Genomic DNA, 24,218 nt, shown 5'->3' on the forward strand with positions numbered 1-24,218 from the left:
CCCCTGACCGAATCGGATATTCGAAGGCAACGGTCGCATCCATGATGGATGCGGCAACTACGGGTCAATTGCGGTCATTCAGCTATCACGAAATCGGTGCACCTTCCCGACGGACAAATGAAAAAGCAGAGAGATTTCCGGATTGGAGCGCAAAGGCGGCAGAGCTGTGCCGCAAAACCTCGGCTGACTATGTCGGGAAGTTGCCGCAACCGCCTCTAACCCTGCGCAAGATGATCGCTTGGCATTTCCGATTGGCTGTATTCAAGCCGCCGACGCTCTGATCGCCTTTGGTTGAAGTCATTAGGCCAACCAGTGCCCCTTGCGATGCCGTCATGGGGAGAAAAAGGTCTTTGCTAATGGCACTTTATTTTCCCATTATTGGTGCTATCATCAAATTCGCAATTTATTCGAGTATCCTGACTGGCGATAAGCTTGCGCAGCCCTGCGTATTGTGTGGGGAGCTACGCCTGCGTTTGAAAATGGCCAGTCGCGCATTCTTGTTTTTCTTAGCAATGCTTTTTGTGCAGGGGGATGTGCATGTCTTCGGGCCATATCTGGCGTGAAAATTACGAGGGAGGAAACCCTGAGGCGGAAGCATTGCTTTTTGCAGAGCTGGCACGCGATATCATGGATGTGCAACTTGCCAATAGGGCGAACGCCCGAGCAAGCGACATAAGTCGCGCGTTTCACGCGAAATGTATACTTGGTGTCGACAATGCGAAACTTCAGATTCTGCCTAATATTCCAGAAGATCTCGAAGTCGGTTTTTTTGAGCGTGGCAAGCAATACGACGTGACCGTGCGGCTTTCCAACGCCAACGGTGTCCGTCAGGCCGACTTCAAGAAGGATATGCGTGGGATAGCGCTACGCGTTAAAGTATCCGAGAACGAATATCACGATTTCCTCGCAACGAATTTTCCGGTTTCTCATGCCCGCAACGCTTATCAATTCGTGGCGTTCGCCAAGGCGATGTCCGGCTCGAAGCTGCTGCTTTTGCCGCGCCTCGTCCTCGCAGTCGGCTTTTCCGAAACCCTCAGGATGCTCAGAAACGTCCTGAGGGGAGCGCGCGTCGTCGACAGCCTAGCCACAGAGGGCTATTGGAGCCGAGGCGCTCTTCTCTGGGGCAATGAAGCAGGTCCAGTTCGGTTCCTGCTGCGTCCAAGCGCCAAGACGACCGCGGCAAAGCCCGCCTCGGCAACTGACCCTGACTTTCTACATCGTGAGATTGCCGAGCGGCTTCGCGAAGGCCCTGTCGAGTTCGATTTCCTGCTGCAGCGCTATGTCGATGAGAAACTTACTCCAATCGAGGATGGTGCGGTCGAGTGGACGGAAGACGCATCGAGGCCGATCGGGGTCGCAACGCTGACCATTCCGTCGCAGGACATCGATGCGGCGCCTGGCAGGGCGATGGAGCGGCTTGTCGACCAGCTTGGCTTCAATCCTTGGAATACGACCGAGACATTTCGCCCGCTGGGCAATCTCAACCGTGTCCGCAAGGCAGCCTATACGGCCAGCTCCGCGCATCGCTTGAACCAACGGTTCCGGGAACGGAAGCCGCTACGCAACATCGTGATTGCCCGGGCTGTCGCGGCCCTGTTTAAGGCGATTAATGCACACGTGCCCTGGTATAGGTTCGGTTGGCGCATGAGCCTGCTTAACATCTCCATTCTCCGGGAAGAGCTACGCACAAAGAACTTGTTTGACACCGAATTGCCGGATGCACCACCGCAGGCGACCCCGCAGCCGCCAGTAATTCCCGAGGCGGTCCGCACTCAGCGGACATTCGACGGTACCTACAACGATCTCTCAAACCCGCGGATGGGTGCGGAGGGAGCGACGTTCGGCCGTACGATGCGAGCGGTCTACAAGCCAGAGCTATTCGGGCAGCCGAACCCAATCGAAGTCAGTCGCCAACTGATGACGCGAAAGGCTTTCATTCCGGCACGCTCGCTAAATGTGCTTGCCGCGGCCTGGATTCAGTTCCAGGTGCATGACTGGGTCAACCACAAGCGCCATAGTCTCGGGAATGCGGAGACCGACATTGCATTGCGAATGCCGAACGGAGAGCTCTGGAAGAGCACCACAGGCGGTCAGCCGGAGGCTTTTATGCGCATTGCTGGCAATGAGGTTTTCCGCATGGCTGCCGGCGGCTACCCCATTTTCAAAAATATGACGACACCGTGGTGGGACGGTTCAGAGGTTTACGGCAATACAGCGGAAAAAGCGCTGGATCTGCGAGACGGAGGTCGTCTTAAGCTCACCGAGGATCTCTATCTGCCGACCGAATTGAACGGCATGAACGTCACTGGCTTCAACGAAAGCTGGTGGCTGGGCCTCAGTATGATGCACACGCTGTTTGCTCGTGAACACAACGTGCTCGCCGAAGCATTGATGCGCGAATATCCGGACTGGGAGCCGGACCGGATCTACAACACCGCTCGATTGATTGTATCGGCTCTGATCGCAAAGATTCACACCATTGAGTGGACGCCAGCTATTCTGGCGACGCGGGCGATCAAAGTCGGCCTGCCGGCGAACTGGTACGGCGCGCCTAAGGACTGGCTCACGCAGCTCGGCATCTGGATGCTCGACACGCACGAACTCAAAGGCATTCCGCAGACTGTGCCCGACCATCACGGCATCCCGTACTCGCTGACGGAGGAATTCGTTTCGGTCTACCGTCTCCATCCGCTCATTCCCGACGATTATCAGTTTTTCAACTATGAGACCGGTGCGCGAACAGAAACATTGGGCTTCGCCGACATTCAAGGTGCGGGAACCGATGCCAAAATGCGGCACCTTCGGCTCCACAATGTCATCTATTCACTCGGAATCGCACATCCCGGTGCAATCACGTTGCATAATTACCCCAATGCGTTACGCCAGTTTAAACGGATGTCAGGCGACGTGGAGGAGATTATCGATCTTTCCGTCGTCGACATCGTCAGGGATAGGCACCGCGGAATTCCTCGCTTCAATGACTTTCGCGAGGCGTTGCACAAGCCGCGTTTAAGCAACTGGGAGGAATTGTCGTCGGATCCAGAAACGGTGCGGGCAATGCAGGTTCTCTATGGCAATATCGACATGGTGGACACCATGGTCGGCCTGCATTCTGAGCCTCCGCCGGACGGTTTCGGCTTCAGCGATACGGCTTTTCGCGTGTTTATTCTGATGGCCTCCCGACGGTTGCAGAGCGACCGTTTTCTCACCGTCGACTTTCGGCCGGAAATCTACTCGCCCCTGGGGCTCGATTGGATCGAGAACAACGGTATGACCAGCATCATCCTGCGTCACTGTCCGCAACTCGCCCCGGTATTGCCGCGCACTGCCAGTGCATTCGCCCCTTTCCGGCCTATCCTGTCTTGAGGGGCACACCATGCCAATTTCCCGCGACAGATTATACCGGCTCTTTCGCTTCCTCTTGGTGAGCGTCAACCTGCTTGTACTCATCACTCTTGTTGCAACGGGGATATTCATCAGGCTCGAAGGCGACTGGGTGCATCCAACTATCCGGGATCCAAAGGATGCGTTCGAAAATGGCACCATCGGCACGGAACTCATGCCGCTACCGGTCGCTTTGGTACTGCCCGACCTGTTTCCCGAGCATTTTCAGCCGGCCGGTGCGGATGCCGGCGATTGGGTGAAGCAATTCGGGTTCTTGCCGTATGACAACCCGGAGGCCAATAACGGTTTGCCACTCGGCTTTGCGACCAGCAACTACCGCCCCGGTTCCGCGGCGCCGTCGCCTGTCCCGTTCGTCGGCTTCAGTTGTGCTCTTTGCCACACCACGCGAATTCGCAAAAGTGAGGAGAGCAAGGGCGTCGTCGTCTACGGACCAGGCAGCGTATCGATCAATCTCTTCGCCTGGATCGATGCATTTCAGGCGGCGGTCTTGACCAGGGTGAAGCCGCAAAGAGATGGCGAAACGGACATGGAACGGCCCTATCGTCTGACCGTCGACAGCATTTGCGATTCGTATAGAGCCAAGACGGGTGAAACGCTGGGCTCGATACAACGCCTGTTGATTGGGCTATGGCTTCGCCAGGTTCGCGCTCGGATCGAGGCAGGATTGCCGCGCTTCGACGAACCGATCGGAAATTACCGATCCCGCGATGCAGACGTAACACCGACGGGTCCAACACGTACCCAACCGTTTCGCACTCTCGTTCGCACTGTGCTCGACCGGCCTGGCAACGATATGCCCGTCTACACGAAGATTGCCACGGTTTTTTCGGAGGATCATCGCGCGCGCGCCCAGTTCGATGGGTCGATCGGCGACATATATGCCCGCAGTTCGCTGGCGGCGCTCGCAGCCGGGGCCACGGTCACTAATATGGCTAAGCCGGAAATTGCCGACAATATCCGCAAAGCGAGCGATTTCACGAAGACGTTGCGTCCGTTGCGCTATTCCGACATGTTCCCGGAAGATGCGGCCTCGATCGATCCTGCACGTATCCTGCAGGGGCGCAAAGTCTACGGGCAATATTGCGCCGCCTGCCACGGCGATCGGGATTCGACCGGGGCTTGGGTCAACGGCGAGAAGACCGGCCAAGTCGTGCCGGCCGGTGAGCTCAACACCGATCCGGAACGCGTGCGGTTTCGTCATTATGGACCTCTCGCCGAAAAAATGTTTGCGCTCTTCCCCGACAAGCACCCGTTCCATTTTAAGCGAGAGGATATTTGGCCCCAGCGTGGACAAGAGGAGGAGACATCCATTAGGGGCTACGTAAACGCGCCGCTGGACGGGATGTTCCTGCGTGCCCCCTACCTCCATAACGGCAGTGTCATGACGTTGGCTGAACTGATTAATCTCAGGAAGCGTAGAGATGTCTTTTATCGGGGCGATAACACCTACGATCCGGCCGACGTCGGCTTTCGCTCTCCGGAAAGCGCTGACGATCGAAATTACTTCACGTTCGATACGACTCAGATCGGCAACTCGAACAGGGGACATGACTATCCATGGGCCTATGACGACCCGAAACGAAATCCGGACGATCTTGCCGCGCTGCTTGACTATTTGAAAATGCTCTAACGTCAGGAACGAGCCCATGAAGGCCATGCCTCCGAACAGTATAACTCTGCCGCAGTTCTCGCTGGCGTTCGTGACGTTTGGCGTACTGCTGGTTCTTGCGCTCCTCTGGCCGGAGACGACGCTGGACGACGTCGATCTCGGTCGCACGAAAGCCACTATCTGGGTGACAAGTCTCATGCTTCTCCCGAGCTTGGCGCTCTATCCCTACCGCACGCTCTCCCAACGCATGGCCAACGTCGTACACTTGTTCTGGACCTTCGCTTATCTGCTTTTTCTTGTTCACGCTTATTGGGCCATATTCGTAATATTCAACGGGCTTAAGGACACCTTCGTGCAGATGGGCATTCCCATTGCCAGCATAAATTTCCTGCTCGTTATCCTGTGGGGCTTGGATGTTTTGCTTCTATGGTTTGCGCCGAGCCGGACCCCGCCCGCGGCGCGCTTCCAGATCGCTGTACGCACGCTTACTTTTCTAATATTCGCGACCACCTTCCTGTTTTTGCGAAGTGGTCCGGTTCATATTCTTGGGATCATTTTTGCGGCCGTGATCTCGCTATCCCTGGCCATTCGGCTGTGGGTACGTGAGCGCGCCGTCCAATACTGAGACGGCCAAGCTGGGTCGTCGACGCCACATTCGGAGGCTGGGGAGGAAACATGAGCAGCGAGGAGACAAACAAAACCGGTTTTGAGCGATTGCTCGAGCGCCCATTAATCCAGACGATTCTTCAACGGCGTACGCACCGGATCGGCCGAGGTGTTCCCCTGATCAAAGCAGGCACCATGACCTATCAATCCACCCAAAAACCGGTGCCACTTACCGACCTCGAAGAGGCAATTTTAATCGCCATGACTGGCCTTACCGGCCTTACAATGCCGGACAGGCCGTTTGAGGATCCTGTCACCGGCGAGTTCGTAATGGCAAAGCCGAATGTCCATATGGAAGGGCGAACGGCCGGCAGCCCCGACAATGCCCAAGGGACATATTTCTTCCTCATCAACGATACCGGCACATACTTCATCGACAGGGTTCCGTTCACCCCACCATTATCGTTCGAACCGGAGGCACTAATCGCACATGCCAAACGAGCGAAAGTGAAAATTAGCAATGGCAGACTGGATACGGCAAACCGCGAATTCCCCGCCTATCTCGATTCCAATCGCTTGCTGTCGAACCTGCCCGGCACGACGGTGCTTTTTCCCGTCGTAGACCTGTCACATCAATATATTAACGGCCTGATGTATCTCTTGACACAGCCCGAAGGACACCGACCAACAATCGTTGACGATCGTAATTTCTATCTTAGGGCCGGCGTAGGAAAATGGGTCAAGAATCGATTTCTCAACGAAGAGATCAAGGTGCCGCTCGGCGTCATCGGTAGCCTACGGACCCAGATCGAAGCAGATTTATTGCTCCAGAATCTCATGTTGGTCGCTGATGCCATGGGCCTAGGAGCCTATATTCACGCCTCCATCAGCCCGCCGGTACTGCTCGGCGATCCAAAATTCCGGGACAGCTACGGTCCGATGCTAGGTTTCGATTTCGCTGTGCCGAAATGGCGACTGCTCGACATTTTACGCTGGCAGGTGCCGCTGCCGAAATACAGCAGCCTCAGGGCACATCCGGTTGGTCTGCGACTGGGAGACCGCGACCTTATCAAGGCGAAGTCCCCCCCGAACTATCAAAACATGAGAGAAGCCGTGGACGAAGTGGTTTCGGCCAAGTTTGGTTCACAGGGGATTTACAAGGATGCGGCCCTTTTCAAGGGAATTTACAAGGATGACTTTGGCGATCGTTACCTAACCGAGGCCGCCGAGTACAGTAGCGACGTGATTGAGTGCGTGACGGACATTTGCGAGTACATATATGATACCCATGGTCGCTTCCCCGCGCATGTCGATGCAATTCATGTTCCCGGCGTGTGGATACAGGTGCATCACGTCGACCTCGAATACTATAACCGTTATTTCAAAAACGCATTGACCGGCGCGCACCACGACCACGACAATCATTGGCATTGACGAGCTTTAGGCCAAATTTGCACGCCGGAACACAGCGAATGCCCTTTCGGGGCGGAAAGATCGGCACCAGCAGAAGGTTGACGATCTCCTTCAGGTCGGCGATTACCGGCAGCGGTGTGGGAACCGTTTTGCTGCGGGTGATCTGGGCGAAATCAGAATATTTCAACTTGAGCGTCACAGTCTTCGCGGCGATCCCGTTGGCCTCGCAATAACTCCACACCTTTTCGATTAGCGGCTCAAGCCCTTCACGGGCCGGGTCGTAGGTATGGAGGTCTTGTCAGAATGAACCGCGCCGAGTTTGCCGGAGCCCCCAACTCGTGAGAAGTAGGGTCTATGACAAGCAAGACGACGAACAAATTCTCTCCTGAAGTTCGTGCCCGCGCCGTTCGGATGGTGACGGAGCATGAAGCCGAACATCCCCCCCCCCGCTGGGCGGCGGTATCATCGATAGCGGCCAAGATCGGTTGCTCGGCGCATACCCTCCATGAATGGGTGAAGAAGGCCGAGGTCGACAGCGGCAAGCGTGCAGGTTTGCCGAGTGACGTGGCGGAGAAGATGAAGGCTCTGGAGCGAGAGAACCGCGAGCTTCGTCAGGCGAATGAGATTCTACGCAAAGCCTCGGCGTATTTTGCCCAGGCGGAGCTCGACCGCCCACTGAAGCGATGATCTCCTTCATCGACGAACACCGCTCGGTGCTCGGGGTCGAGCCGATCTGCAGACTGCTGCCGATTGCCCCGTCCACCTATTATGAGGTTATCGCCAAGCGCATGGACGTGGACCGCCTATCGGCCCGCGAACGGAATGATATTGCCATGAAAGTCGAGATACGTCGGGTGTTCAACGAGAACTTCCAGGTCTATGGCGTGCGCAAAGTCTGGCGGCAGTTGCAGCGAGAAGGTTACGACATCGCCCGCTGCACCGTCGCTCGGCTTATGAGAATGATGGGGCTTCAAGGCGTCATTCGCGGCAAGCCAGTCAAAACCACCGTGTCGGACAAGTCCGCTCCATGTCCGCTCGACCGGGTGAACCGACAGTTCTTCGCTCCAGCGCCGAACATGCTGTGGTTATCCGATTTCACCTATGTCGCGACCTGGCAGGGCTTCGTTTACGTGGCCTTCGTCATTGATGCCTTCGCCCGCCGTATCGTCGGTTGGCGGGCAAGCCGAACGGCCCATGCGGGCTTTGTGCTCGATGCCCTCGACCAGGCGCTTCATGATCGGCGGCCCGTTAAACGTGGCGCGCTGGTTCATCATTCCGACCGCGGCTCGCAATATGTGTCCATTCGCTATTCCGAACGGCTGGCGGAGGCGGGCACGAGCCGTCTGTCGGAAGCGTTGGCGACAGTTACGACAATGCTCTCGCCGAAACGATCAACGGTCTTTACAAGGCCGAGGTCATCCATCGGCGAGGACCCATGGCGCAACTTCGAAGCCGTGGAGTTCGCCACGCTCGAATGGATCGACTGGTTCAACCACCGCCGTCTTCTGGAACCCATTGGGAATATTCCGCCAGCAGAGGCAGAAGAACGATACTACGCCATGCTGGACGCACCAGCTATGGCCGCATAACTTAAACCAAACGGTCTCCGGCAAACCCGGCGCGGTTCAGTCCCCCCGCTCTTGCTCGCTTAGCAAACACATTCAAAGCCGCAGGAAAAATAGCCAAGATCTCCTCGTCGCCATCATGCTCAAGCTGCTCGTGCTCGCAAGTTGCCTGCTCTCCCAGACCCGCCTCTGAGCCTAAATCCGCCTTGCCGACCAATGCAGATTCTCATCCAGGCGGCTGGTGCGCGTTTTCTCCCTGCAAGGCCTAATGCGGCCACCTGCACACCTATGGATCCATCGTCCCTACAAGTAATAATGAGTGCATGAAATAATTGTACTATGAACGATAAAGCTCTTGATGGTTGCTTGCGTTCGTGTTTTAATAAAACCTATCGTTATAAGGGCATCCACACCATTTCAGTTCTTCCGGATCCTCTCTCGGAGGGGGACGCGACTATGTCGTGACCCTACTCGCGGAGCATGCTGTGCTTTTGTGACTTTGGCGTTGAACCGTAGACGCGGGCAGAACGAACAGGACGTGCGCTACAGATGGCGAGCCGACGAGCATGGATACCTCCGCGAACGATTTAGAAGGGTGTGAGCGATATCGGATTTGACCGAAGCAACACTGCATAGCCGGCGTGCCGCCTGCGACGCGGCTGCCTCTATGGGGATGGGGATTTGCCATGGCAGAGTCACACAGGCCCGGAAACGGGATGAAATCTTTTTCGATGCACGTATCGGACGCCGGATCGGCTCCTATGTTCGCCGCTCTCGCTAAAGAACAGTCTGACCTCCCGACCTTCGCGTTTGAGCCTGCTGCCACACAGGTGGTGGACCCTGAGACTGCGGCCCGTCGATATCTCGGCCATGCGCTCACAAGCAATAGCGTCCCCGACTTTACTGCGCCGTCTGCAGAAAACGCTGACTCTCAATTCAAGGTTATCGGCACAGAAACGGTTCCACTGACCCATACCCGTACCGTCAAATTTCGCCAGGCGTTCCACGACATCCCTGTCTACGGGTCGCTGGTGACCGTGGAGCTGGACGACGACAACAAACTCGTGAGCCTGAATTCGGCGCTGGGGGAGCCGACCAATGTTCCGCCTGTGGCGAAGATTTCGGCCACCAGAGCGGCGTCGGCGGTCGACAAGAAAGGCCAGTTCAAGAAGAAGATCGCCGGTGTCGCGCCCCGTCTCAGTTTCTATTACGAGGCCAAGAAGGACAAATGGCATCTGGCATATATTTTCGAGGACGTCGAGGTGACGATGCCGGAGAGTGCCGGATCCGGTCCGTTGAGGCCGCGTTATTTCGACTACGTGGTGGATGCGAATACCGGGAGGGTGATTGCGGAATTACCGCGTACCCCGACAATGGCCGCCGAGGAGCAGCTCGCCTTCGACGCCCGCAATGTTCAACGGACCATAAATGTCGAAAAAATTGGTGCCCGCGCCGTTCTGAAGGACACGGTGAACAATATCCAGACCTTCGACTTTCGTTTTCGGGATCCGAACGTCAACGATGCCCTGCTGCCGGGGGACGAAATAGGACCTGCCTGGCCGCCTGCCGCAGTCAGCGCGCATGCAAATGCGGCGGCCGTCGCGCATTTCCTCCGTGAAGTCGTGTTGAGGAATAATATCGACAATCGCGGCGGCCCGATGAACGCCAGCATCAATTGCGTCGTCATGCGCGAAAGCCCCGGTGGAAACCAGTGGTTCAACGCCTATTGGAATGGCGTCCAAATGGTCTATGGCCAGGTGCTCAACGGCAACCAGCTTCTCACCCTGGCCGCCGCGCTCGATATCGTCGGGCACGAGATGTTCCATGGCGTGACCGACAATACCTCACGCCTCGAATATGCAGCGCAATCCGGAGCGCTCAACGAATCCTATTCCGATATTTTCGGCATGCTGATCGCCAATAGAGGCAATCCCGATCCCCGCCAATGGGACTGGAGGCTCGGGCAGGGGTTCGCGCGAGGCGGCGGTCCCATCCGCGACATGTCCGATCCCGCGTCGCGGGGCCAGCCTGCACATATGAACCAGTATCGGATCATGCCGGTCACTCAGAATGGCGACTGGGGAGGGGTGCATGTCAACAGCGGTATCCATAACAAGGCGGCTTATCTCATGCTGGTGGCGGAGGAAGGCGGCAGTCTGGTCTTCACGCCAGACGAAGTCGCCGCGGTCTTCTATGTCGCGGTGACGCAGCTGCTCTCGCGCACCTCGCAATTCCGTGACAGTCGTCGGGCTGTCGTCAGTGCGGCACGCACCTTGTTCAGGACCGCTCCATCCGCTCAGCTTGCGCGACGGATTTCGGCGATCGACGCGTCATTCGACGGTGTCGGCATCGCCTGACGCGGGGGGACCCTCTGCCGCTCGCCACATGATTTGAGCATGCTTCACCGAAGGAGGACTATCATGGCGATAAGCTTTTCCGGCATCTGGAGTTATCGAAGCCTGGTGAACAACCCCGACCTTTCCGCATCTTTCGACAGTTTGCGCTTTGGCGCGGGAACGCTGATTTTGTCCGAGCCTGCGCCCGGCAAGATCGGCGGTTCTCTTGGCGGAACCGGCTGGTCTCTTTCCCTCGACGGGGCTGCCACGGACGGCGCGCCGGCGACGCTGAAATGGCAGGGGCGCGGCATGATCGACAACGAGGAATGGGTCTACGACTATCTCGGCTATCCCGTTCCCCGCTGGCCGAACGGCGTGGACCAGATCGACACCATCGTCGGTACGGTTATTCGGACAGTGACCCACTCCAATGGTCAGTCACCCGCGGGTTATACGGCCACGTTCTATGCGGTGCGCGTTTGATGCGGCCGGCCTGAGTGGTCGCGTGCAGTCTGCGGCCAGCAATTCTCGATCGTTTCCTGAGAGGACAGTGCGATGCGCAAACGGGAGAATATCTTTGAGTTGGGAAGTGACTGGGCCGACCCGATCCTCTGGTATGCAAGGGGCGTCAAGGCGATGAAGGCCCGCAAGCTGGAAGATCCGACAAGCTGGAACTTCTATGCGGCGATTCATGGGATGTGGCGCGGGCTCTGGGATTTCTATCAGATCACCGACAGTGCCGATGCGGACCCCAATGCATCCGACACGTCGACCTATCTCGACCAATGTCAGCACCAGAGCTGGTATTTCCTGCCCTGGCATCGCGGGTATCTCCTGGCTCTGGAAAATATGCTCCGGCACGAGATCGAACTGCTCAACGGACCAAGCGCCAGCTGGGCCTTGCCCTATTGGAACTATTTCGGAACCGATCAGGACGTCCTGCCGCCGGCATTCCGCACGGCCAATTGGCCGGATGGCACCGGAGACAATCCGCTGTTTGTCGAACAGCGGTGGGGGGTGCTCAGCAGCAGCACACCATTCGACGTCAGCTCGCAAACCAACCTGAATGCGATGCAGGATCCAGAATTTGCCGGACCCGGCGGCGGGGGCAGTGCCGGATTCGGTGGCGTTGAAACGGGCTTCAGCTGGAGCGGCGAAGAAAGCGGCGGAATCGAATCGGATCCGCACAACATCATCCATGTGCTGGTTGGTGGTGGTCACCCAACCCTGGTGTTTCCGCCAGGTTCGCCTCAGGCCGGGCGCCCATTGCCGGGCCTGATGTCGACTCCGACCGCGGCAGCGCTCGACCCTATCTTTTACCTACATCACTGCAATATCGATCGGTTGTGGGAGAGCTGGAACAAATTTCCCACAGGCAAACCCTTTACTTCGCCGACGGATTGGCAAAATCCGACAGACTCCAAATGGTTGGATGGGCCGGCGAGCATCGGTGAGCGCGAATTTACAATGCCGAACCCAGATAAGACCAAATGGGTTTATACTCCGACGAAAATGCAGGACTTGGCCAGTCTGGGCTATGAATACGACGACCTGACACCCGGCGCGGAGGCCGGACCGATCGTCACCGTCGCCGCACGCATGGAGAGACTGGGCATTGCGCGGAGTTCCGTTGCTGCCACAAGAGGTTTAGACATGCCGACACAGAACAAGGTGGAACTGGTCGCGGCCAGCGACAGCGGCATGTCGCTCGCCGGCAGCGGCACTATGCGCAGCTCTGTCAAGGTCGAGCCGGATGCGAGGGCCAGGGTGAGCCAAAGCCTGAGCGCCAACAGGATCGCCCCGACGGCGCCCGACCGCGTGTTTCTCAATCTCGAGAATGTCACCGGCGTGCATGACGCCGTGATATTCCAGGTCTATGTCGGGCTGCCCGAGGGGGCCGATCCCGCCGGGAACAAGAAATATCTGGCGGGCAGTGTCGCGCTCTTTGGCGTGACGCAGGCGAGCGATCCGGCAGGCAAACATTCCGGAAACGGCATCACATACAAGCTGGAAATCACAGACATTGTCGATAAAATGCACCTCGACGGCGAATTTGATGTCGCCCGCCTGCCGGTAAGTTTCGTCCCGCTCGAAAACATCCCGGATGCGGCGAATATCAAAATCGGCCGGATCAGCATCTATCGGCAATTCGAGTGAGCGTCTTGCGCAGCACCTCTCCTGCGGTGCGCGAGTGGCGCCGCGGTTTTGCGCCACTCGCACTGGCTGCCGGCTCGGCATGGATTCCCCTGGCTGTCGGCGGCGACAGCACCTCCATGCCGACGATCTGTTCCGCTGCTTTCGTCTGGTCCACTCCCTCACCGAAGACTTATGCCTTTTTCTTCAGTTACGTCTCACCTTTGCAGCTGATCGTCAGCTGGGCGATGATGGTGATGGCAATGATGCTGCCGACGCTCTCTGTTCCACTGAGGCATGTGCGCGAGCGCAGCTTCTGGCGCGTGCGGCCGTGGGCCGAGCTGTTGTTTGTCGTCAGTTATCTCGGTACATGGATGGTGGCGGGTATTGCTCTCCTCGGCGTCGCGATCACGCTGCGCCTAGCTTCAACCAGTTCCGCCCTGCCTCTGGTCGCGTGCCTGATCATCGCGTTTATCTGGCAGATTTCACCCTGGAAGCAGGTCGCCCTGAACCGGTGTCATCGCCGCCCCAGCCTGGCCGCCTTTCCGCCGGCGGCCTATGAAAATGTGCTGGCATGGGGGATGACACACGGTCTCTGGTGCATTGCAAGCTGTTGGGGCTTGATGCTGTTGCCCTTGCTTGCGCCGTCGCATCATCTGCCACTCATGGCAATTGTCGCCGTCTACATCTGGGCGGAGCGACTGGAGCCGGCCTGTGCGCCTCGCTGGCAATTCCGGGTGCCTTCAAGGGCCATCAGGCTCATCGCCCGGAACGTTGCGGGATGGCGACAAAGTTCTGGCAGTACATCGATTACGATGGCTTGCGACGAATGCGCCTTGTAGGCTTGGATTCGATTGGTTCGATCACGATGCCAAGGGAACGCCTGCAAGTCCTCGATCGCTGCGCGACTGGCCGGAAACAGATTTTCGCGAACCGCCTGGAGATCGGAGATCATTCCGGGTGTGCCTCAATTACATCGCGGCAAGACAATCGTTTCTTCCTGTCGAAGAGGCTCGGCCGTGCATAGGTTTGTGATGATATCGCTTTAAGTGACACGCGGGTTGTCCACCAGCTTCTCGACCAATCGCCTGAGTTCCGACGGCGTCGTTTGGCCAGCCACCACCTCATAATAGCCGATCCCGGCGCGTCGCAGCGCCTCCTTCTTTACCGCATCACGCGCGGCCGCGGTGCCTTGGTGGTGTGCTCCGCCCTGGTATTCGATGACGTGCCTCGGTTGGCAATTGCCGTCGACGAGGAGCAAGTCGACACGTTTGGAGTTGATGCAACTGTAGGCGTCTGGGTCGGCACTTCGAAGGATCTCGCCCAACGAAACCTGAGCCATCACCTGCCAGGTGGAATTGCAGCCGATCACGACGCTGTCGAGTTCCCGAAACACCCGGGCTTCGCTCTTGTTCAACAATGGCTGAATGGTGAAATTGGAGCGCATCACAATACGCAGTTGATCCGTGGCGTCGACTGGACGCAATGGCTCAGCAGCTGGCGTCTGAAGCCTGGGTTCCTGTATGATGCGCTCGTTCCAGCGCCTTTCCTCCGATCGTGACCTGTTTCTCTCGCGCCACGCCTGTCTGCTCGTCCTGGTTAGGAACTGCTCAACGGACATGCCGATGATAAGGCCGACAAGCAGGGCGGCGATTAGCAGTTCCGGCTTTTCGAAGTCTGCAACAGTTACACCGCTCGAAGCGCCTACTACGGCAGCTCCGATGATCAGCCAAGGTGCCGCAGACAGCACCGACCTTTGGCGATAATGCATGCCCCTCTCCGAATTTCCCGCCAAGATAGTATGACGCTTTTACGATGCGCGGAAAGTCATCCAAAAGAATGAGGGCTCGCACGCATGAAGCTTCCGCCGGCGCACCGATATTGGCTCTAGCGGTCAGTCGCAATCCGCTCGGCCCAGGACATTCCTACGTCGCTGGTACTGGGAGAGCTTTCGAGGCCAGCGGCCGGCTTGTTGCTATGGAGTTCACGTTTTGGGCCAGGAAGATCGCATAATGGATCGAAGGGAACTGGCCCGGCAGGCGAGCAAAGAAAGACAAGGTTGACAGGCGCATTGCTTCTTCGATTGAGGGTTCGGCAGTTAAAATCTTTTAAGACTCCGGCGATGCACAACAAGGAAGCTCGCCGATAAGTTGCCCACGTGCAACTTTTGAATCAGTACGGTTTGACTTCGTTCAGGGCCAATGTAGCCTCACCCGTCTCATCCCCCATTCGACTGGCCACGAATTCTGCTCCTGGAAAGGTGAGGTGGACATTCGAGCGTGGCTATAGACGGGCAGTCCGGTAATCGTTATTTCGGATACACCACCCCATCACCAAATCATCCCGTGAATTTTTCAAGGGCTTTTATATTGAAAAAAGTGCAACGCAGTTTTGCCGTCGAGTACAAAAGCGGCAGACGAAAACTCGATACTAGGTCGAACTCGATCTGGGGCAACGTGGACCTAAAATCCGTCGCTCGCGACCTAGACAAAGAGGCAATGCCGTTTCTGTCGGATAGCTCTCAGAGTGGCAAATCCAACAGCGAAATTTCTCTACCAAAACCAGATCAGGCTGAGTCGTTGTTGACACCGCCTCTTGAGCCGTCGACAACTGCATCAGATACACAGGAGACGAGCATGGCCGACGAGACTGATACTGCAACCAGTGCCGATGTGCCGGCCGTTGTCGAAACGCCAATTACGCCGAAGAAACAGCGCAAACCCAGGGCCAAGAAAGCCGCGGCACTCGAAACCGCGTCAGCTGACACTACGGCAGAGCCAGCAGCTGCTCTGGCCGGCGCCGGTGGTGTGAAGAGGAGAGGGCGCAAGACAAAGGTGGTCGAAGCTGCGGCGAGTGCCAAACGCGCACCGGTGCGCCGCGCTCCAAAGGCTGTGCAGCCGGCGCCTGCCGCGCCGATGACAGCGATCGATGAAATGGCGGACCTCCTGCAGTTAGAAGAGGAAAATCAGCGGCTGCGCAAGCTTCTGGCTGAAAAACTTCGCGCTGAAAATGCCGATCTGCGCAAACGGCTCAAGCTCGATTGATAAAAGCAGCTGGTCAATCGCCGGCCGCATTTCCATGCTTATCAAGAGATAAAATTTGGCGACGGTGAGCTGTTGCCGGAATGAAGACTTACTGCCTGCTTGCGGGATAAAACGCGAGGTCGGATAGATGGCGTCTCCCTGGAAATTTCTTGCCCGACTGGTCTCACCGGGACGCGAACAAAAGCGAGAAAGCGGCTCGACCGAGAAGGTTTCGCCGGAGGCGTTGCCTAGTTCTGGTCCGACTGAAACGCCTGCCGAGGACAGCCTGAATAGCGATGGTCGGCCGGCAGGCGCGGAGCTACCTCGTCACGGTCAACCCGGTGCAATTTCCCTCAAGCCTGTGCATTCCGAAGAAGCCGAAAGCGATGTCCACGACAAGGTCGACGGCGAAGTTGCCGAAATCGTGGAGGTCGCTGATCCCGCTATATCAGGTGGTACTGGTTTCGACGTCACCGCTGCGAATGATGCCGCTAGGCTCAAGCGAATTGCCGAGTCGCACCGCGCGAGCAAAGGAGCCGCAGCAAGGAAGCGGTGGCGATTGCAGACGATCCCCAATTTATCCAAACTGCAAACGGGATGAGCCTCGATGACGAGATCAGGATGCTCAGGGATCAGCTGGCCAGAAAGCTAACGTTGCAAAACGCGCAGTTGAGAAAAATGCTGGAGCGGTTTGAACGATGAGCGTGACGCGCTGCCTGCCTTTTAAGCTTGTTGCAGGTGTCCTTTCAAGGCGATAGAGGCGGCATCCTATCTTGCGACCTATCCTCACGACCGTTATACTGTTTTTGAAAAACAGTATAACCCTGGAGTCGAGCTATGAAGTCCATCGACCTCATGTATCAGACGATGCTCGCTGAGCTCGGTCAGCGCTCGCTCGACGCCGCTTGGACGGCCGATTTCCCTCCGGAGGGTCGGTTCACCCCGGCAAACATCAAGGGGCGCAAGTACTGGTATTTCGACATCCCGGATGGACATGGTGGTACGAAACGTCGTTACGTCGGTTCCGCTGATGATCCGGTTATCGCACAGCGCGTAGCTGATCATAAGCGGGACAAGGACGATCTACGCGCTCGCAGGCGCTTGGTAAATACCCTGACCCGCGAAGGCGGGATGATCGCCCCTGACGCCATGTCGGGCGATATCGTCGAGGCTCTTGCCGATGGCGGTCTCTTTCGGCTCCGGGGTATTCTCATAGGCACGGTGGCCTTTCAGTGCTATTCAGGACTGCTCGGTGTCCGTCTTCCCATGGCTGCGATCCTGACCGGCGATGCTGACATCGCCCAGGACTATGCCATCAGTCGGGAGGTCGAAGATAGTCTGCCTCCGATCCTTGAGTTGCTGCAGGGCGTCGACGCCAGCTTTCGTCCAGTTCCACATCGATCGGGAGCCGCGGTATCGTCAGCGTTTCAGAATGCCGACGGCTACAGGGTTGAGTTCCTGACGTCGAACCGTGGTTCGGATGACTACATCGATCAGCCGGCGAAGATGCCCGCTCTTGGTGGCGCCAGCGCGGATCCACTGCGCTTTCTCGACTTCCTCATAAGGGAACCCGTCAGGACAATGCTGCTCCACCGAAGCGGTGTTCCGGTCGTCGTCCCTGATCCGTCCCGGTATGCCGTCCACAAGCTAATAGTCGCCAGCCGCCGAAACACGGACGGGCAGGGGCCGGCGAAGCGTGAGAAGGACATCCGACAAGCTGCGCTGCTCTTCGAAGCGCTGCAGCAGACAAGGCGATCTACCGACTTGGCGCTCGTCTACAACGAAGCATGGAGGCGCGGGCCTACATGGCGAGAAGGTATTCGAACCGGGGCGGGAATGCTGCCAGCACAAGATGCCGAGCGGCTCAACACGGTCCTGACCGAGGGCGGAAAAAGAAACGGCGAAGAAATTGAACTTCCGTTTGGAGAATAGGCCGTCTTTCAAGGCTAAGCAGTTGATTTGATTCGAAGTCGTGAAGACAATGAAGATGAATATGGTCCTGCGGGGTCCTGTGCCGAATATCTGCATCGCACGGTCTCAGATCTGGCCCCGGCCAGCGCCGGGCAGGCGAAGCGCTGATCTACATAGCAAGGGGGTCAATCGAGAAGATCGCGGTCGGCGACGTGCTCCTGATACGCAAGGGCGACGTCGTACCGGCCGACGGGGCTCTCGTCAGCGAAGTCGCGACGATCGACCAGGCGGTCCTGACCGGAGAGCCTTTAAGGGTGCGCATCGCGAGGGATGGCAACATTTCAAGTGGCGCTACGAACGAGGGGGACGTGATCGAAATCCGCGTTCTAAGTCGCGCCGAGACAGCACCTATGCCGGAATACCGGAATAGTGAGGCTCGTGGAAGCATCGAGGCGCTCCAAGGCGAAGCTGATGCGACTGGCCGACCGGTTCTCGGTGTGGTTCTTGTTCGCCACGGTAGCGATTGCAGGCGTCTCGGCGTTCATGTCCGGAGACCTGTCAAGGATCGTGGCCGTGCTGGTCGTCGCCACGCCCTGTCCGTTGATCCTGGCCGTACCCGTCGCACTTGCGAAGGAGGGCGTTCTGGTGAAGGGTGCGGGACCTCTCGAGGCACTCGTCCAGGCCACCGTGGCGGTGTTCGACAAGACGGGGACGCTCACCGCGGGACAGCCCGAAGTCGGCCACATCGAGGGATCGGAGCATCCTAACAGGATCCTGCGGCTGGCCGCCTCGCTGGACCAGGCGTCGGGCCATGTGGTCGGACGCGCGCTGGTGGACGAGGCGCATAGACGTGGGTTGGGAGTGAGCCGCCCATCGGAGGTGACCGAGACCGCGGGATCCGGAATCGTCGATGGCGTGCGCGTCGGCGTCGGAGGAGACGCCTAACGGGTCAGGCAGCGCAATGCGTGTCAAGGTAGTGTTTGACGGCACGCCGGCTGGCACGATCACGCTCGAAGACCGGCTTCAATACCTTCCGCCAGTCGGCGGGGCATTGCTTTAGGAGGCCATCGACGTCGCGGTCATTCTAAACGCCCTTCGCGCCCTCTAATGGGCGAGAAGCACTAGTAGCTCGGCCTTGACGAGAAGTTCTCGAGTGACGCCGCCGAGGATGAACTCACGAAGCCGCGAATGGCCAAATCCGCCCGCGACCAGAAGGTCCGCCTTTCGTTCCAGCGCGGCCGATTGGATGGCGCCTGTCGCGGTCTCGCCGCCTGCCTGGATCGATACGTCATCCACGTCGAGTCCCGAATGCTTCAACGAAGAGATCAGGAGGGCGCGGTTCGCCTCGTCGATCTCCTTGTCGTCGGTGATCGAGATGACCTGCACCTTGATCGCGCGTTCGATGAAGACCCGTGCGCTGGAAAGGGCGCGCGCTGCGGTGGCGCTGCCGTCCCAGGCGACGGCGATCGTGTCCACACGAGAGTAGACGCTGGTGGCTGGAAATAGCACGAGCGGACGGCCGCTTCCGAATAGCAGCGTTTCGGAGAGTTGCCGGGAGAGCTCCGAGGCTTCGACGATGGAAAGGTCGTAGCACTTGGCAATTTCAGAAAAGCGTTCATAGACGAACGGTTCCCTGACCTCGAATCCGTGGATTCGCACCTCGAAGCCAGTTTCCGAAATAGCGTCGGCGATGTGTCCCCGCAGCGAAGTCCCGCTGTCCCGGCTATACCGTTCTGCTTGTCCCCGCCATGTCTCGACATCGATAACGGTGGGAAAGGGCGGATGGACCTGGGGGATCCGGACTTGTGGGATACTGGCGACGAGATGGGCGTCATTCTGCCTAGCGAGGCCGATAGCATTGTCGATTATGGCGAAGGAACTCGCGTCGGGATAGGTCGACAACGGGAGATGGAACTGCGGCTTCATGCTTGCCTCCTGAGGTTTAACTTCCGTCATGATGCATGCCGCTGAGAGAGTTCGCATTGCGCTTGGTCAAGGCCGCGGCGCAATGAAGCTCCTATAATCGCGCCTTCATCGAAGCTGGAGGACACGGCCATGACGATCAATCTGACGGAGATCAACCCCGGTGAGTGCTACCGCATCCTGGAGAACGAGCGTTTCGGTCATCTGGCATGCTGCAAGGATGGGCAGCTCTACGTGGCGGCGATCTATTTCGCCTTTTCCAACGGCGTCGCCTATAGCTTCACCATGCCCGGCAAGAAGCTCGACTGGATGCGGGGAACGACAAGGTCTGCCTACACATCGAGCAGCGTTCGAGCGCCGGCGGGTGGACGAGCATCGTCGTCGAAGGCAGGTTCGAGGAATTTCCTGACAGCGAGGCGCGACAAAGCGAACGGCTCCACGCGTGGTCTTCTCCAAAAGTATTCGGACTGGTGGGAAATCGGCTCTATAAAGCCCCAGGAGTTCCCCATGCCCGATGGCTCTCCTCATGTCTTCTACGGCATTGCCGTCACGGCCGTGTCGGGACGCAGTGCAGTCAGAACGGAATGACCGTCGATGCTCGAGCCGAACCCGCATCCCACAATCGGAGCACCACATGCCATATCTACGCGGCCTATATCCAAGCGCCACATCTAATTTCACCTCGCACCCGCGTTTCGCGCGGGCGCTCTGATTCAAGACGGATCTTTGCCGGTCGGCAACCGTTCCGCCCTTCCGCACCACGTCGAGCGCCATTGGCACGAGCTCGCCGGCCGGCGCGAAGATGATGGCGGCGTCGAGCGGCACCGGCGGCCTTTCACCGGAAAACCCGGTCCAGACGGCGCCAAGATCAAGCGTGAACTTCCGTCCGGCCTCGTTGGTCTGCGGCGGCATCGACATGTCAGACATTCCGAGCATGCCCTATCGTCTGCTCTGGGGCGAGCGGCGGGTCGTCTCGGTGGCGAACCTGACGCGGAGCGACGGGGCGGAATTCTTCTCGATCGGGAAGGCGGCAGGGGTCAGATGCTTCACCAGCGTCTACCCCCTCGAGCATGCGAACGAGGCTCTCGACGATCTGCGCGCAGGCCGTGTCTCTGGAGCCGCCGTGATCGTTCCGTAGCCGATGTTCCCCTTGACAAGGATCAATGCGCTTTGCTTGCGCTACACAAAAGCTTCTTCGTCAAGACGTCCGCCGACAACCGGCGGCGCTTCCGCAAGGAGATCAGAGATGTCGCGTTCGTTGCTCGCCTTGGCGGCGCTCTTCATCGCAGGTGAGAGCCTATTGTCGGCTCCAGCCGTTGCAGACAGCCTGTCGCTCGCGCCGATGCTCCAGCGTGTCGTGCCGAGCGTCGTCAGCATCTCGGTGCAGGGCAGGGAACTCGACGACGCGGATGCAACGCTTGCTGATCCCTTCTACAGAAAGTTCTTCGGACTACCTGACGACGCTGCGCCGGCAGAGCACAGCTTCCAATCGGCCGGATCGGGTGTCGTCATCGACGAGGTCCACGGCTACATCGTCACCAACCAGCATGTCATAGCAAGCGCCTCAAAAATCGAGGTGGCGCTCTCCGACGGCCGACGCTTCCAAGCGAAACTTGTCGGCGCCGATCCCGAGACGGATGTCGCTGTCGTTCAAATTCCACCTGATCATCTTGTTCAAGCCGAGTTTGGAAGCGCGTCCTCGCTTCACGTCGGCGACGTCGTCGTGGCGATCGGGAATCCCTTCGGCCTGGGCCAGACCGCGACGATGGGCATCGTAAGCGCGCTTGGGCGCCGTGCCGTGGGATCGGAGGGGTACGAAGGATTCATTCAGACGGACGCGTCGACCAATCCCGGCAATTCGGGCGGCGCGCTTGTAAGCGAGGACGGCGTCGTGGTCGGGATCAATAGCGCGATCATCGGCCCCGCCGGAGGAAGCATCGGCATCGGTTTTGCGGTCCCAGCCGAGACTGTCGGCATCGTGATGCGGCAGCTCATCCTGACCGGCAAGTTGGTACGCGGCGAGGTGGGAATTTTAACGCAGGACCTGACGCCCGGTCTCGCAAAGGCGTTCGGCGTCGATGAAGGGGCGGGCGCGCTGGTCAGCGAAGTCCTTCCGGGTTCACCGGCGGCAAATGCAGGAATTCAGCCGGGCGACGTCATTCGGATGGTCGACGGAAGGACGGTGCGCGGCGCGTCCGACGTTCGAAGGCTTGTGGGATCGCTACCGTTGCAGTCCAAGCCGTCCTTCCAGATCGACCGCGCGAGCCGAAGGATAGAAGCATTTCCCGTGGTGTCCGACGCACCGGTTGCCGAACCGGCTGCTTCGCGTACCATTCATATCGCCCGCGGCCCTCTCGCCGACGCCGAGATGGCGAACTCTCCCGATGGTCCCGGCGCCCGCGTCGTCGTCGTCGCCGAGGGTTCGGTCGCGGCACAGGCCGGCCTGCAGCCGGACGACGTTATCGTCGCTCTCGACCAGCAGCCGGTGACGGACGTCGGGCAACTCCTCTCAATACTCGTGAAGGAGCATGCCCGTGCTCTCATCACCGTCGTGAGGAACGGCCACCGCCTCTTCGTGGCCGCTGACGTGCAGACCCAGTAGCAGCCCGCAGACCGTGTTCTGTCCGCTGAAATTCCAAGGTCGCTCTCGTGCTTGATGAAGATCAACGACGAAAATCTGCGGCGCTGTCACGATCGGCACGTCGCAAACCTGAAGGAGGTTGTCATGAACGACATTCAACTCAGACAGAACATTCTCGACGAAATGGAATTCGAGCCCAGCATCGACGCGGCTGATATCGGCGTCGCGGTCGATAGCGGGATCGTCACACTGACTGGTCACGTGCGCACCTACGCGGAGAAAGAAGCCGCAGAGCGCGTGGTTAGTCGCGTCAAGGGCGTGCGCGGAATAGCTGCCGATATCGAGGTCCGGATTTTCGGGCCGAAGGAAACAGACGACGACGACATCGCCCGGCGAGCTGTCAAAATGCTCGACTGGAACGTTTCCGTGCCAAAGGATTCGGTGCAGGTGCGGGTCCTCAAAGGGTGGATCACCTTGCGGGGAGAGGTCGAGTGGCAATATCAAAAGAACGCGGCCTACGACGCCGTGCGGGATCTCGCCGGCGTAGTAGGGGTGTCCAACCTAGTGGAGCTGAAGCCGCATATTACGGCGGTGGATGTCAAGAAACGCATCGAGGATGCTTTCCAGCGCGACGCCGCTCTTGAGGCCGATGCAATCAGAATCGACGTCCAAGGCAGAAAGGTAATCCTCTCCGGCAAGGTGAAGACCTGGTCGGAACGGCAGGCGGCGGAGCGCGCTGCATGGTCCGCTCCAGGGATCAGCACTCTCGACGACCGACTGACGGTCGGGTGATCGAATATCGGGATTGGCTAGACATTACTGCTCTGCCCACACTCAGCAGCAAGGGCGCCGCTGAGCGCCCTTCGCATAGAGCCCAATTTCCTTGATCGACTTGCGCGCAGATCTCGTCTTCGGAACGAAATTCCGCACCACCCGTTGCAGAGCCTCCGTCGCGAGCACAAGGCGACCATTGATGTTCTTGGAGAGCGACCTTGGGTGGCGACGTAGGCTGGGATCTTCCGCGAAGAAAGATATGAGTCCCCGCAACGGCAGCGCGATTGAGGTTTGGGTTTGATTTTTCTAAATTGAAATCCTGCTGTCGAGCAGAATCGCTATTAGGCCTCGTGGCGAGCAGCAGCCTGAGACGTGTCGACATCTCCGATGCAGTGTACGGCTTCTTCAGCCAGCCGGCGCCCGCTTCGATCTCCTTGTCCGCGGCATGGGGTTCAGAAAAGCCCGACGTCAGGAGAATTTTCACCCTCGGCCAGCGCTCCCGGACATTCCGGGCCAGTTCGTCGTCGTTCATTCCCGGCATGGCCACATCACTGAACAGGAGCGCTACGTCATGCCCCGCCTCCAGCTCCTTCACCGCGTCGATCCCGTTCGTAGCTTCGATCACGAAGTAGGCAAGCGTCTGCAGGCGGCTGACCGTCACTCGGCGAACTCTCGCGTCGTCCTCGACCACCAGGATAGTTTCCGTGCCCCGAGGCGGGGCTTCCTCAGCCCGCTGCTCGTTCGGATGAGAATCCTTTCCGGCGTCGGCGCGTGGAAGAAAGAGGCGCACCGTCGTCCCTTCGCCAAGTTCGCTGTAGAGCTGCAGGTGCCCTGCGGATTGCTTTGCGAAACCGTAGACCATGCTCAGCCCAAGCCCCGTTCCCGAGCCCGTCGGTTTCGCGGTGAAGAACGGTCGAAAGCCCTCTCCATCACATCGGA

Annotated in this window: 17 protein-coding genes, 7 pseudogenes and 1 other annotated feature; of the genes and pseudogenes, 18 read left to right on the forward strand and 6 right to left on the reverse strand. The window is 58.4% G+C overall.

The genetic code is table 11. The features are described from left to right. Positions 1–41 precede the first annotated feature (41 nt). From AMC88_RS33285 to AMC88_RS25385, 5 genes are all read left to right on the forward strand, one after another. Positions 42–281 carry a hypothetical protein gene (locus AMC88_RS33285; RefSeq protein WP_125462013.1) on the forward strand — a complete coding sequence of 80 codons (240 nt, stop codon included), beginning with the start codon at positions 42–44 and terminating at the stop codon, positions 279–281. A 256-nt stretch (positions 282–537) separates the two neighbouring features. Continuing rightward, positions 538–3,366, forward strand: coding sequence for a peroxidase family protein (locus tag AMC88_RS25370; protein WP_199287286.1), 2,829 nt, complete (start codon positions 538–540; stop codon positions 3,364–3,366). Positions 3,367–3,376: 10 nt separating this feature from the next. Then, positions 3,377–5,035, forward strand: coding sequence for a c-type cytochrome (locus AMC88_RS25375; protein ID WP_016737375.1), 1,659 nt, complete (start codon positions 3,377–3,379; stop codon positions 5,033–5,035). Positions 5,036–5,051: 16 nt separating this feature from the next. Further along, positions 5,052–5,639, forward strand: coding sequence for a hypothetical protein (locus AMC88_RS25380; RefSeq protein WP_009991263.1), 588 nt, complete (start codon positions 5,052–5,054; stop codon positions 5,637–5,639). A 50-nt stretch (positions 5,640–5,689) separates the two neighbouring features. After that, positions 5,690–7,054, forward strand: a complete 1,365-nt coding sequence (locus AMC88_RS25385) for a hypothetical protein (RefSeq protein ID WP_016737376.1) — start codon at positions 5,690–5,692, stop codon at positions 7,052–7,054. Positions 7,055–7,088: 34 nt separating this feature from the next. Here the strand turns inward: AMC88_RS25385 and AMC88_RS32310 are convergent. After that, positions 7,089–7,331 (reverse strand): annotated as a pseudogene (locus AMC88_RS32310) (DinB/UmuC family translesion DNA polymerase); the annotation flags it as partial. Positions 7,332–7,387: 56 nt separating this feature from the next. On the opposite strand from AMC88_RS32310, the pseudogene AMC88_RS25395 reads away from it, so the two are divergent. Continuing rightward, a pseudogene (locus tag AMC88_RS25395) lies at positions 7,388–8,622 on the forward strand (IS3 family transposase). Further along, positions 7,675–7,791, forward strand: a sequence feature (AL1L pseudoknot). It overlaps the preceding pseudogene by 117 nt. 1 nt (position 8,623) lies before the next feature. On the opposite strand, the gene AMC88_RS25400 reads toward AMC88_RS25395, so the two are convergent. After that, positions 8,624–8,815 carry a hypothetical protein gene (locus tag AMC88_RS25400; RefSeq protein WP_016737380.1) on the reverse strand — a complete coding sequence of 64 codons (192 nt, stop codon included), beginning with the start codon at positions 8,813–8,815 and terminating at the stop codon, positions 8,624–8,626. Between the two features lie 499 nt (positions 8,816–9,314). Between AMC88_RS25400 and AMC88_RS25405 the strand changes: the two genes are divergently transcribed. The 4 genes from AMC88_RS25405 to AMC88_RS25420 all read left to right on the forward strand — a co-directional run bounded on the left by AMC88_RS25405 (position 9,315) and on the right by AMC88_RS25420 (position 13,909). Further along, complete coding sequence (locus tag AMC88_RS25405) at positions 9,315–10,955, forward strand: M4 family metallopeptidase (protein WP_016737381.1); 1,641 nt, start codon at positions 9,315–9,317, stop codon at positions 10,953–10,955. Between the two features lie 69 nt (positions 10,956–11,024). Next, a complete protein-coding gene (locus tag AMC88_RS25410) occupies positions 11,025–11,417 on the forward strand; it encodes a hypothetical protein (protein WP_029532339.1) in 393 nt (130 codons plus the stop codon). Between the two features lie 72 nt (positions 11,418–11,489). Further along, positions 11,490–13,091 (forward strand): tyrosinase family protein, encoded by a 1,602-nt coding sequence (locus tag AMC88_RS25415; RefSeq protein ID WP_016737383.1) that lies wholly within the window; start codon positions 11,490–11,492, stop codon positions 13,089–13,091. Continuing rightward, positions 13,088–13,909 (forward strand): DUF2182 domain-containing protein, encoded by an 822-nt coding sequence (locus tag AMC88_RS25420; RefSeq protein WP_016737384.1) that lies wholly within the window; start codon positions 13,088–13,090, stop codon positions 13,907–13,909. The genes AMC88_RS25415 and AMC88_RS25420 overlap by 4 nt, the downstream gene beginning before the upstream one ends. 203 nt (positions 13,910–14,112) lie before the next feature. On the opposite strand, the gene AMC88_RS25425 is transcribed toward AMC88_RS25420, so the two are convergent. Beyond that, entirely contained in the window at positions 14,113–14,838 is a 726-nt protein-coding gene (locus AMC88_RS25425; RefSeq protein WP_016737385.1) for a DUF2726 domain-containing protein, read from the reverse strand. A gap of 598 nt (positions 14,839–15,436) precedes the next feature. Here AMC88_RS25425 and AMC88_RS32315 point away from each other — a divergent pair. The 4 genes and pseudogenes from AMC88_RS32315 to AMC88_RS34610 form a co-directional block, all read left to right on the forward strand. Then, entirely contained in the window at positions 15,437–16,111 is a 675-nt protein-coding gene (locus AMC88_RS32315) for an MreC domain-containing protein (RefSeq protein ID WP_008534132.1), read from the forward strand. 127 nt (positions 16,112–16,238) lie between these two features. Beyond that, positions 16,239–16,792, forward strand: a pseudogene (locus AMC88_RS25435) (hypothetical protein). A 135-nt stretch (positions 16,793–16,927) separates the two neighbouring features. After that, complete coding sequence (locus AMC88_RS25440; RefSeq protein WP_012489416.1) at positions 16,928–18,022, forward strand: nucleotidyltransferase family protein; 1,095 nt, start codon at positions 16,928–16,930, stop codon at positions 18,020–18,022. A gap of 167 nt (positions 18,023–18,189) precedes the next feature. Further along, positions 18,190–19,028 (forward strand): annotated as a pseudogene (locus tag AMC88_RS34610) (HAD-IC family P-type ATPase); the annotation flags it as partial. A gap of 77 nt (positions 19,029–19,105) precedes the next feature. Here the strand turns inward: AMC88_RS34610 and AMC88_RS25450 are convergent. After that, complete coding sequence (locus AMC88_RS25450) at positions 19,106–19,927, reverse strand: universal stress protein (RefSeq protein ID WP_008534144.1); 822 nt, start codon at positions 19,925–19,927, stop codon at positions 19,106–19,108. 129 nt (positions 19,928–20,056) lie between these two features. Between AMC88_RS25450 and AMC88_RS25455 the strand changes: the two are divergent. Next, positions 20,057–20,512: pseudogene (locus tag AMC88_RS25455) on the forward strand (pyridoxamine 5'-phosphate oxidase family protein). A gap of 150 nt (positions 20,513–20,662) precedes the next feature. Here AMC88_RS25455 and AMC88_RS34145 read toward each other — a convergent pair. Then, a pseudogene (locus AMC88_RS34145) lies at positions 20,663–20,797 on the reverse strand (alcohol dehydrogenase); the annotation flags it as partial. Positions 20,798–20,819: 22 nt separating this feature from the next. Between AMC88_RS34145 and AMC88_RS25460 the strand changes: the two are divergent. From AMC88_RS25460 to AMC88_RS25470, 3 genes and pseudogenes are all read left to right on the forward strand, one after another. Beyond that, positions 20,820–21,062: pseudogene (locus AMC88_RS25460) on the forward strand (alcohol dehydrogenase); the annotation flags it as partial. A gap of 108 nt (positions 21,063–21,170) precedes the next feature. After that, positions 21,171–22,526 carry a trypsin-like peptidase domain-containing protein gene (locus tag AMC88_RS25465; protein WP_016737390.1) on the forward strand — a complete coding sequence of 452 codons (1,356 nt, stop codon included), beginning with the start codon at positions 21,171–21,173 and terminating at the stop codon, positions 22,524–22,526. 123 nt (positions 22,527–22,649) lie between these two features. Continuing rightward, on the forward strand, positions 22,650–23,297 hold the full coding sequence (locus AMC88_RS25470) for a BON domain-containing protein (protein WP_012489422.1): 648 nt from the start codon (positions 22,650–22,652) through the stop codon (positions 23,295–23,297). Here the strand turns inward: AMC88_RS25470 and AMC88_RS25475 are convergent. Then, entirely contained in the window at positions 23,263–24,141 is an 879-nt protein-coding gene (locus AMC88_RS25475; RefSeq protein ID WP_016737392.1) for a response regulator, read from the reverse strand. The genes AMC88_RS25470 and AMC88_RS25475 overlap by 35 nt on opposite strands. Positions 24,142–24,218: the final 77 nt, after the last annotated feature.

The sequence above is a fragment of the Rhizobium phaseoli genome (genome assembly GCF_001664385.1).
Classification (GTDB): Bacteria; Pseudomonadota; Alphaproteobacteria; order Rhizobiales; family Rhizobiaceae; genus Rhizobium; species Rhizobium phaseoli.

What these genes read in the sequence shown, in the direction of transcription:
- AMC88_RS33285 (WP_125462013.1), top strand. Translation starts at nt 42, where the DNA reads ATGATGGATGCGGCAACTACGGGTCAATTGCGGTCATTCAGCTATCAC.
- AMC88_RS25370 (WP_199287286.1), top strand. Translation starts at nt 538, where the DNA reads ATGTCTTCGGGCCATATCTGGCGTGAAAATTACGAGGGAGGAAACCCT.
- AMC88_RS25375 (WP_016737375.1), top strand. Translation starts at nt 3,377, where the DNA reads ATGCCAATTTCCCGCGACAGATTATACCGGCTCTTTCGCTTCCTCTTG.
- AMC88_RS25380 (WP_009991263.1), top strand. Translation starts at nt 5,052, where the DNA reads ATGAAGGCCATGCCTCCGAACAGTATAACTCTGCCGCAGTTCTCGCTG.
- AMC88_RS25385 (WP_016737376.1), top strand. Translation starts at nt 5,690, where the DNA reads ATGAGCAGCGAGGAGACAAACAAAACCGGTTTTGAGCGATTGCTCGAG.
- AMC88_RS25405 (WP_016737381.1), top strand. Translation starts at nt 9,315, where the DNA reads ATGAAATCTTTTTCGATGCACGTATCGGACGCCGGATCGGCTCCTATG.
- AMC88_RS25415 (WP_016737383.1), top strand. Translation starts at nt 11,490, where the DNA reads ATGCGCAAACGGGAGAATATCTTTGAGTTGGGAAGTGACTGGGCCGAC.
- AMC88_RS25425 (WP_016737385.1), bottom strand. Translation starts at nt 14,838, where the DNA reads ATGCATTATCGCCAAAGGTCGGTGCTGTCTGCGGCACCTTGGCTGATC.
- AMC88_RS25440 (WP_012489416.1), top strand. Translation starts at nt 16,928, where the DNA reads ATGAAGTCCATCGACCTCATGTATCAGACGATGCTCGCTGAGCTCGGT.
- AMC88_RS25450 (WP_008534144.1), bottom strand. Translation starts at nt 19,927, where the DNA reads ATGAAGCCGCAGTTCCATCTCCCGTTGTCGACCTATCCCGACGCGAGT.
- AMC88_RS25465 (WP_016737390.1), top strand. Translation starts at nt 21,171, where the DNA reads ATGTCGCGTTCGTTGCTCGCCTTGGCGGCGCTCTTCATCGCAGGTGAG.
- AMC88_RS25470 (WP_012489422.1), top strand. Translation starts at nt 22,650, where the DNA reads ATGAACGACATTCAACTCAGACAGAACATTCTCGACGAAATGGAATTC.
- AMC88_RS25475 (WP_016737392.1), bottom strand. Translation starts at nt 24,141, where the DNA reads ATGGTCTACGGTTTCGCAAAGCAATCCGCAGGGCACCTGCAGCTCTAC.